Source organism: uncultured Sphingomonas sp., from assembly GCF_964237155.1.
Lineage (GTDB): Bacteria > Pseudomonadota > Alphaproteobacteria > Sphingomonadales > Sphingomonadaceae > Sphingomonas.
The window spans coordinates 1-8588 of the sequence record NZ_CAXSHH010000089.1; the positions used below are offsets into that span (position 1 = coordinate 1).

7 protein-coding genes and 2 pseudogenes are annotated in these 8588 nt (G+C 70.8%); 5 read left to right on the forward strand and 4 right to left on the reverse strand.

Annotated elements, in window-relative coordinates:
• From ACFE71_RS13695 to ACFE71_RS13710, 4 genes and pseudogenes are all read right to left on the reverse strand, one after another.
• A pseudogene (locus ACFE71_RS13695) lies at positions 1-208 on the reverse strand (hypothetical protein); the annotation flags it as partial.
• 369 nt (positions 209-577) lie between these two features.
• Positions 578-1523 (reverse strand): IS630 family transposase gene (locus tag ACFE71_RS13700; protein WP_375429334.1). Its coding sequence is split into 2 segments (ribosomal slippage): positions 578-1187 and positions 1186-1523, totalling 948 coding nucleotides; the frame shifts between segments, so codons are not numbered across the junction.
• A gap of 113 nt (positions 1524-1636) precedes the next feature.
• On the reverse strand, positions 1637-2245 hold the full coding sequence (locus tag ACFE71_RS13705) for an IS5 family transposase (RefSeq protein WP_375429335.1): 609 nt from the start codon (positions 2243-2245) through the stop codon (positions 1637-1639).
• Positions 2245-2403: pseudogene (locus ACFE71_RS13710) on the reverse strand (transposase); the annotation flags it as partial. The gene ACFE71_RS13705 and the pseudogene ACFE71_RS13710, both read right to left, overlap by 1 nt.
• An 877-nt stretch (positions 2404-3280) precedes the next feature.
• Between ACFE71_RS13710 and ACFE71_RS13715 the strand changes: the two are divergent.
• The 5 genes from ACFE71_RS13715 to ACFE71_RS13735 all read left to right on the forward strand — a co-directional run bounded on the left by ACFE71_RS13715 (position 3281) and on the right by ACFE71_RS13735 (position 8448).
• Positions 3281-4264, forward strand: a complete 984-nt coding sequence (locus ACFE71_RS13715) for an SIS domain-containing protein (RefSeq protein WP_375429336.1) — start codon at positions 3281-3283, stop codon at positions 4262-4264.
• An 11-nt stretch (positions 4265-4275) separates the two neighbouring features.
• A complete protein-coding gene (kdsB, locus tag ACFE71_RS13720) occupies positions 4276-5112 on the forward strand; it encodes a 3-deoxy-manno-octulosonate cytidylyltransferase (RefSeq protein ID WP_375429337.1) in 837 nt (278 codons plus the stop codon).
• Positions 5109-5717, forward strand: coding sequence for a histidine phosphatase family protein (locus ACFE71_RS13725; protein WP_375429338.1), 609 nt, complete (start codon positions 5109-5111; stop codon positions 5715-5717). The genes kdsB and ACFE71_RS13725 overlap by 4 nt, the downstream gene beginning before the upstream one ends.
• 47 nt (positions 5718-5764) lie before the next feature.
• A complete protein-coding gene (locus ACFE71_RS13730; RefSeq protein ID WP_375429339.1) occupies positions 5765-6796 on the forward strand; it encodes a phytanoyl-CoA dioxygenase family protein in 1032 nt (343 codons plus the stop codon).
• Between the two features lie 65 nt (positions 6797-6861).
• The gene (locus ACFE71_RS13735; RefSeq protein WP_375429340.1) at positions 6862-8448 is read left to right on the forward strand and encodes a beta-3-deoxy-D-manno-oct-2-ulosonic acid transferase; all 1587 of its coding nucleotides are present in this window, start codon (positions 6862-6864) and stop codon (positions 8446-8448) included.
• Positions 8449-8588: the final 140 nt, after the last annotated feature.

Below are 8588 nucleotides of genomic sequence, written 5' to 3' on the forward strand. Positions count from 1 at the left end.
ATCCCCAGCTCACGCGCAACATCCGTCTGCTGACGCCCGCTCGTCTCCCAATGCGACCATCGGCGTTCCGATATTGAATCAGGTAGGAGATGGTGCCGCTAGATTTCAGTCGGAGGCCAAACCCACGTAGCTCGCTATTCCAGAGGACGACGTCCTGGTCAGGTGCTGGCTTGAGCGTGTCGACGAACCGTTTGGTGAGCTTGACCATCACCGCCTCCTCTGCTTACCCGACTGGAGCTTACCAGTTAGGTAAGCATAGGGTAAGCAGAATGTGTCCAACTCAGGCGAATTGAAGGGGGCTTTAGAGTAGGCTGAAGCTGCCTGAATCACAGGGCACCCTAATGGTTTGGGTGTTAAACGCCCGTGGCGCGGGCTGACTAGCAACGGGTCTGGAGAAAGTTGCCAAGGTTGGGGTCGAGGGTTCGAATTCCTTCGCCCGCTCCAGCACGATCCTCCAGTATGCTCAGATACACTGTGCCTTGATCGCGCGGCTGGTTGACCAACGCAGAATATGCCGGTTGCGGGGCTGGGTAAGGTTGGACTCGGTACTGAACGCGTCTTCTAGAGCCGTTTGCGATCACACCGCATCATATCCGGCATGTCTGAAGTAGTTTGTGCATTGGTGCGGTGGGAAGTCGTCGAGGAGCGAGCCGATGCGGTTCCACAGGCCTTCGCGGGTACGTTCACCAGCCTTTCGCAGCAGGTGCTTGAGCTTGGCGAAGACCATTTCGATGGGGTTCAGATCGGGGCTGTAAGGCGGCAGGAAGAGCAGCGTTGCGCCGCACGCCTCGACCAGCGCCGCCGCTTCCGCGCCTTTATGGCTGGACAGGTTGTCGAGGATCACGACGTCGCCTGGGTTGAGTTCGGGGACGAGATACTGGCGGACATACTGGGTGAAGATCGCGCGGTTCATCGGCTCATCGACGACGAAGGGGGCGACGGTCCCATCGGTGGCGAGTCCTGCGAGGAAGGTTGTGATCTTCCAGTGCCCAGCCGGGGCATATCCGCGGACCCGCTTCCCGCGCGGCCCGCGCCCGTAGCGCCGTGCCATGTTGGTGGTGACGCTGGTCTCGTCGAGGAAGATCAGCCGCTTGGCGCTAAGGACGGGCTGCATCGCCCGCCATGCTGCGCGCCGCGCGACCACGTCAGGCCGGAGCTGCTCGGTCGCGTAGACGCTTTTTTTTGAAGCTGATCCCGTTGCCCGTGAAGAACCGGCTCAGCATCCCCGCATCCGCCTTGACCCCGTGCGCCGCCAGCAGTCGTTCGGCGATCGCGAGCAGCGTCAGGTCCGGTTCCGCCTCGATCAGCGCCAAGAGCCAGGTCCGATGCCCCGACAAGCGAGAGCGCCGGTCGCCGCCCTGCGACAGCGCACCGCGCCGACCTTGCCGCAGCGCCTGAAGCCACCGCACCGCTGCCGCATCGCTGATCCGATAGCGTCGCGCCGCCTCGCGCCGTGACAAACCTTCATCCTCAACGGCAGCGATCACACGGTCCCGTAAGTCCTGAGAATATGCTCTGGTCATTCATGCCGACCTCCCAACAACCAGCAGGTTGAATCAGAACTCCAACGCCTTGGGAATCCCTAATGACTCCGTCAGATCACAAACGGCTCTAATCTGTTGAACCAACCGGCCTTTTAGGCATCGTGGACAAAGGGCAGCCATAGCTTGACTGAGGCGAGCGCCACGAAGCCGAGGTATGACTCTGCGGTTTTGTCGTAACGGGTGGCGACGCGCCGCCAGTTCTTGAGCTTATTGAACAGACGCTCGATCAGGTTGCGCCAACGGTACTTCTTGCGGTCGTGCGGGATCGAGGTCCGGCGGTTGCGCTTGGCGGGCATGACCGCTTCGACATCGGCGTGTGCGAGCGTGTCGCGGATGGCGTCGGCGTCGTAGCCCTTGTCGGCGAGCAGCGCCTCGACCCGCTCGGCCAGCCTCCGGAACAGCGGCCCGAAGCCCTGTACGTCATGCGCCTGGCCCGGCGTCAGGACAAAGCAGAGCGGCCGGCCCTGTCCGTCACACCGCGCGTGGAGCTTTGTGGTGAAGCCACCCCGCGACCAGCCAAGCCCCTGGGCGGCCTGATCCCCTTTTTTAGCCCGACCGCGCAGTGATGCGCCCGGACCACCGTGCTGTCGATCATGTCGGCACTGGTGTCGCGCTCGACCGCCTCGGCAAAGCTCTCCAACATGGCGTCGAACACGCCGGTCGAGACCCAGCGCCGATAGCGCCGGAACACGCTGTTCCACTTGCCGTGCTCATCCGGCAGATGCCGCCATTGCGCCCCGGTCCGCGCCATCCAGACCATGCCCTCGAAGTAGCGCCGGTTGTCGCCCGCAGGCCGGCAACCCCGGCCACGCTCGGCTGGCAGCAACGGCCCGATCAGCGCCCACTCGTCATCCGACACCCCAATCCGCTCGCCCAACGCCGCCTCCAAAAGACAGCCTTGAATCAACCCCGAAATCGAAGATCAAGCTTTGTCCACGATGCCTAGATCGACTTGCTGCGACCAGCCACAATTATGCGGTGGACACCACCTTGTCGCGGAGCATCGACAAGGCCTGCATCAGATCGCCATGTGCCGCGTCGGCATCTGCGCCGACGCTCTACGTACGGTCTTGGACGTGCCAATCATCATTTTGCGCTTGGAGAGATCGATAGACCGGCATGGCGAATTGGTGGAGAGCGGAATAGCTGCTTCGGAGCGCCGACTTGCATAACCGGCCCTTCGTTCAGCCTGGGGTACCCGACCCGCGGCGCCGCCGTCCGATCTCGTGGTTCAAAGCGCTCCACCCCGCCTCTAGAAGCTGTTCAACCCGCTGTCGGAACACCTCCTGTGGCGCAACTCCGCAGACGGTCCGATCTGCTCAAATCACGTTTCGGGGATGCGGCACCGTTCTCGCGTAATCACTCGGCGACCCTGTTCTCATGAACTCATCTGCTTGACGATCTGCATCGCCGGGACGTCGCGGGCTTTGTGCGGGCGACGGCCATCATGGAGAAGGGAGGCGACCGTCGCGTACGTCCGGCCTTTCCCGGATCGCGCACGCCGGTGCCGATCCTCGCGGCGGGGATGCGGCGGGCGAGCCGTCGGATGATCGCGCGTCCGAGGTGGCCGGTGGCTTCGGTAACGACGATCATGGGCGGCTCCTGTTATACGAGGTGCGACCGCGCTTTCGCCCTGGCCGGCTCCGTGTCGATTCACGCCGTCCGACTCGGCGATCTGGACCGGCCAGACGGACGCGTCTAGGACGGGCGAGCGAGTTCGAGGAGACAGGGCGTTGTTGAAGCTGGCAAGGGGGCGGGGGGCGCTCGCCTCCGTGCTCCGAACCGTCCGGATCGAGCAGGAGGCGGTGGCGGCGTTGGGGGCGGCGCTGGAGCATTCGGAGTTGCGGGACGCCTTCGAGGCGGCGGTGGCGGCGATCGTCCGGCGGTCGGGGCGCGTGATCGTGACAGGCATGGGCAAGAGCGGCCTGATCGCGCGCAAGATCGCCGCCACGATGACCTCCACCGGCACGCCGTCGCTGTTCCTCCACCCAGCCGACGCAAGCCACGGCGATCTGGGGATGGTCGCGCCCGGCGACGTCGTGCTGGCGCTCACCTGGTCGGGCGAGACGGCGGAGCTCGGCGACATCATCAATCACTGCGTCCGGTTCGGCAACACGCTGATCGTCGTGACATCGGTCGGGGACAGCAGCGCGGGCCGCGCGGCCGACATCCGCCTGGAGCTGCCCGCCGTGGTCGAGGCCTGCCCCAACCAGCTCGCCCCCACCTCGTCGACCACCGTCCAGGTCGTGTTCGGCGACGCGCTGGCGATCGCGCTCGTCGAGCGGCGCGAGTTCACCGCGTCCGATTTCCTGGTCCTCCACCCGGGCGGGCGGCTGGGCGCCAGGCTCGCGGTGGTGGACCAGCTGATGGGCCGCGGCGACGCCATGCCCGTGGTCGGCGCGACCGCGACGATCACCGACGCCGCCATCGAGATGAGCCGCAAGCGGTACGGCGCCACCGCGGTGGTGGACGCGCAGGGCACCCTGATCGGGGCGTTCACCGACGGCGACCTGCGCCGCTGCTTCGCGACGGGTGCGCTGGGCGACCGGATCGACGCGCATATGAGCCCGACGCCGTTGTCCGTGCCGCCCGGCACGCTGACCGCCGAAGCGCTCCGGATCATGAACGAGAACGCGGTGTCCGTGCTGTTCGTGTGCGAGGAGGGGCGGCTGGCGGGCGCGATCCACCTGCACGACGTGCTGCGGATCGGCGTGGGCTGAGCGCCCGCGCGGTGGAGCGCGACCTCCTCGTCGTCCCGGCGCGCTGGGGGTCGACGCGGCTGCCGGGCAAGCCGCTGCTCGCCGTCGCCGGCCGGACGCTGCTGTCGCGCGTGGTCGAGGTGGCCAGACGCGGCGCTGCGCTGGCGGGGGGTGCCCGGTTGCTCGTCGCGACGGACGACGAGCGCGTCGCGGCGCACGCGCGCGCGCTGGGCGTTGAGGTCGCGGTGACCTCCCCCGCCATCACCACCGGATCGGGCCGGGCGCTGGCGGCCGTCCGCGCCGCCGCGCCGCACGCCGAACGGCTGGTGAACCTGCAGGGCGACGCCCCGTTCACGCCGCCAGCGACGGTGGCGGCCTTGCTGGCGGCGATCCGGGCGGGCGCGGGAACGGAGGCGGAAATGGAGGCGGGCGCGGTCGCGACGCCCGTCGTCCGGCTCGGCTGGGACGAGCTGGACGCACTGCGCGCGCACAAGCGCGCCGCCCCCTTCAGCGGCACGACCTGCATCGTCGGACCGGACCGCCGCGCGCTCTGGTTCTCCAAGCAGGTGCTGCCCGCGATCCGCGACGAGGAGGCGTTGCGCGCGCTGGGCGGGCCGTCGCCCGTTCACCAGCATGTCGGCCTGTACGCCTACCGCGTCGACGCGCTCGCGCGGTTCGAGGCCGCGCCATCGTCGTTCCACGAGCGGCTGGAAGGATTGGAGCAGCTGCGCTTCCTGGAGCTTGGCATGACAATCCGCGCGGTTCCCGTCGCGGCGTCGATCTTCCCCGCGACCGGGATCGACACGCCCGCCGACGTCGCCCGCGCCGAGGCGCTGATCGCCACGCACGGCGATCCCTTCGACGCATGACGATCGTGCTAGTCGTCCGCCACGGCGACACGTTCGCGCCCGGCGAGCCGGTGCGGCGGATCGGCGCACGCAGCGACCCGCCGCTGACGGCCGAGGGCCGCGCGCAGGCCGGTCGGCTCCGCGCGCGCCTCGCCGCCGGGGAGACGACGTTCGACGAGGCGTGGACGTCGCCGCTCCGCCGCACGCGCGAGACCGCCGCCGCGCTGGTCGCGGACATCGATCCGGTGCCTCGGACGGCGTCGTGGCTGGCCGAGATCGATCACGGCCGCGACGAGGATCGGCCGGAGGTCGAGGTCGTCGCCCGGATCGGCGCGGGGACGCTCGCCGCCTGGGACCGGGACGCCGTTCCGCCGCCCGGTTGGGTGGTGGACGGCCCCGCGCGGCTGGCCGCCTGGCGCGGCTTCCTCGCGCGGCGGAGCGCGGCGGAGGGAACCGCGCTGATGGTGACCAGCAACGGCGCGGCGCGCTTCGCGCTGCTCGCCACGGCCGAGCTCGCGGCCGACGCGCGGGCGCTGCCGTCGTTCAAGCTGCGCACGGGGGCGTGCGGACGGCTGGTGTTCGCGGGCGGCGCGTGGCGGATCGACGGGTGGGACGAGCGGCCCTGACCCTTTCCCGCTTGCACCGGTAAGCCCGCTACCGGATAGCCAGGCGCATGAGACCGGCGCAAATCCTGCTTCTGCCCTGGTGGATCGCGTCGGTCGCGACGGGGGCCAAGTCGTTCGGCGACAATCCGGTGATCGGCTCCCCGCGGCTCAACCGCTGGGGGCTGCACGGCGCGCGTGTCCGGCTCGCCGCGGCGATGGCCGCCCGCCGCCGTGCCCGCCTGCGCGCCCTGGTCGGTTCAGCCGACGCCGAAGCGTTCGACCGCGACGGGTTCGTGCTGAAGCGGGATTTCCTGCCGCCCGCCGCCTTTGCGGCCTTGCGCGAGCAGGCGCTGGGCTTCGTCGGCCCCGCGCGCGAGATGCGGCAGGGCGACACGGTCACCCGGCGCATCGCGCTAGATCCCGCCGCGCTCCGGGCGATGCCCGCGGCGCGAGCGCTGCTCGCCGAGCCGCGCTGGCGCGGGCTGATCCGGTATGCCGGCAGCCATGACGCCGAGCCCGTCACCTACATCCAGACGATACTGTCGCAGGTGACGGATGACGCGCCCGATCCGCAGACCGCCCTCCACGCCGACACGTTCCACGCCACGGTCAAGGCGTGGCTGTTCTTGACCGACGTCGCAGCCGACGGGGGTCCGTTCGTCTATGTGCCCGGATCGCACCGGATGACCGGGCGGCGGATCGCCTGGGAGCGGGCGCGGAGCCTGGGCATCGGCGGCGGACCCGACCGTCTGTCCTCGCGCGGGTCGCTCAGGATCGCGGAGGACGAGTTGCGCGCGCTCGGGTTGCCGCCGCCGCGCGCCTTCGCCGTCTCCGCCAACACGCTGGTGGTCGCCGACACGTCAGGCTTTCACGCGCGCGGGCGATCGGCGCGGCCTGCGACGCGAATCGAGATCTGGGCGTACGGCCGCCGCAACCCGTTTCTGCCCTGGACGGGGTTCGACCTATTCGGCGTCGGCCCGATCGGCCCGCGCCGCGCACCGCTGATGTGGGGGTTGCGCGACCGTTTCCGGTGCTTGGTCGGGCAGCCTTGGCGCGATGTGGGTCCGAAGCGGCCCGGCGCGCCCGCCGACCCCTCGTGAACCGCCGTCCGCCGCCGCTGCTGCGGTCGCCGCCTTTCCCCTGGCTTTCCGAGGTTGCGGCGGCGGTGAGCGCGCCCGGGCCCGAGGCGGCGTCCGGCCCCGCCGTCGATCCGGGCAAACTGTTCGCGCTCGTCCGCGCGGCGCGCGTCGGCGGCGCGTTCTGGCGCGTGCCCGCCGGCCCCGCCCCGGCGCGCTCGGCGGTGTTCGCCCCCAGGGACGCCGACCAGCGCCGCGCGATGCTCGCCGAGGAGTCCGGTCGCGAACCGCGCGGACTGGATGGCGGGCCGCCCGACCCCGGCCCCGTCGCCCGCCCGGCGGATCCCTGGTCGCTGCTGGAGGGCGACGTGGTCGTCCTTGCGGACGCCGATCACGAAATCGCGGCGCTGGCGACGATCGCTGGCGCGCCCGTGCGGCTATTTGGCGAGGGTCGGTTCGGGCGGGGCGGACGGGTCGACGTCGCCGCCGTGGTCCGCGCGCTCGTCGGTGACGTCGCCTACCGCGACCCGTTCACGGGCACCGCCGCCACGATCGAGGAGGCGGTCGCGGTCCTCGCCGACTGGCGCGCGTCCATCCGGGACAATCATCGGATCGCGGCGATGGTCGGGATCGCGCGCTGGAAGCGGCGGGAGGTCGCCCGCATGACTTGGGCGCCGCGCGACCGGCCGCTGCGCTTCCACGCCGACGCTGCGCGCGCGGTGGACGCGGCGCGCGGCGCGGGCGCGGTTGCCGTCTGGCCGTCGCGCGAGCCCGCGGCTCTGCGCGCGCGCGCGCGCGCCGCGGGCGTTGCGGTGACGACCGTCGAGGACGGCTTCATCCGCTCGGTCGGGTTGGGAAGCGGCCTGCACCCCCCTTACTCGCTGGCGGTGGACGAAAGCGGCGTCCATTACGATCCCGGCCTCGCGAGCGACTTGGAGCGCCTGCTCGAGACGACCGACCCGACGCCCGCGCTGCTCGCGCGCGCCGCCGCGCTGCGCCGAGCGATCGTCGCGGGAGGCGTGGCCAAATATGGCGGGGGCGCGCGCGCGCCGCTGCCGCCCCGACTCGGCGACCGGCGGCTGGTGCTGGTGCCGGGACAGGTGGGGGACGACCTGTCCGTCCGGCTCGGCGGCGTGGGGGTGGACGGCAACCTCGACCTCCTCGCCCGCGCGCGCGCGCGCGAGCCGGACGCCGAGATCTGGTACCGGCCGCACCCCGACGTCGATGCCGGGCACCGACGGGGGGCGGTATCCGACTCGGCGGCGCTCGGGTACGCCGACCGGGTCGTCCGGGGGCAGGGGATGCCCGACCTGCTCGCCCAGGTGGACGGCGTCCATGTGCTGACCTCGCTGACTGGGTTCGAGGCGTTGCTGCGCGGCCGCGACGTGACGACGCACGGCCTGCCCTTCTTCGCGGGCTGGGGACTGACGCGCGATTTGGGAGCGGCACCGCCCAGGCGTACGCGCCGGCTGTCGCTCGATGCGCTGGTGGCGGGGACGCTGATCCGCTACCCGCGCTACCTGGATCCGGTGACCGGACTGCCCTGCTCCGTCGAACGCCTGGTCGACCGCGTCCGCGCGGCGCCGGTTCCCGGCTGGTCGCTGGCGACCTGGTTGCGCGCGGCGCAGGGTCGCGCCGTCGGCGCGATCGCCGCGCGCAGGCTCGCGCGCGGATAGCCGCGTGGGCATCGTCGGCATCCTCATGGCCGCCCTCCTCGCCTGCGGCCTGGCCGCGGGCGCCGCGCTCGCCGCGATCGGCCCCGTCGCGCCGGTCGCGGCCGGGTTGCTGCGCGGCGCGGCGCTCGGCGGGGCGCTGG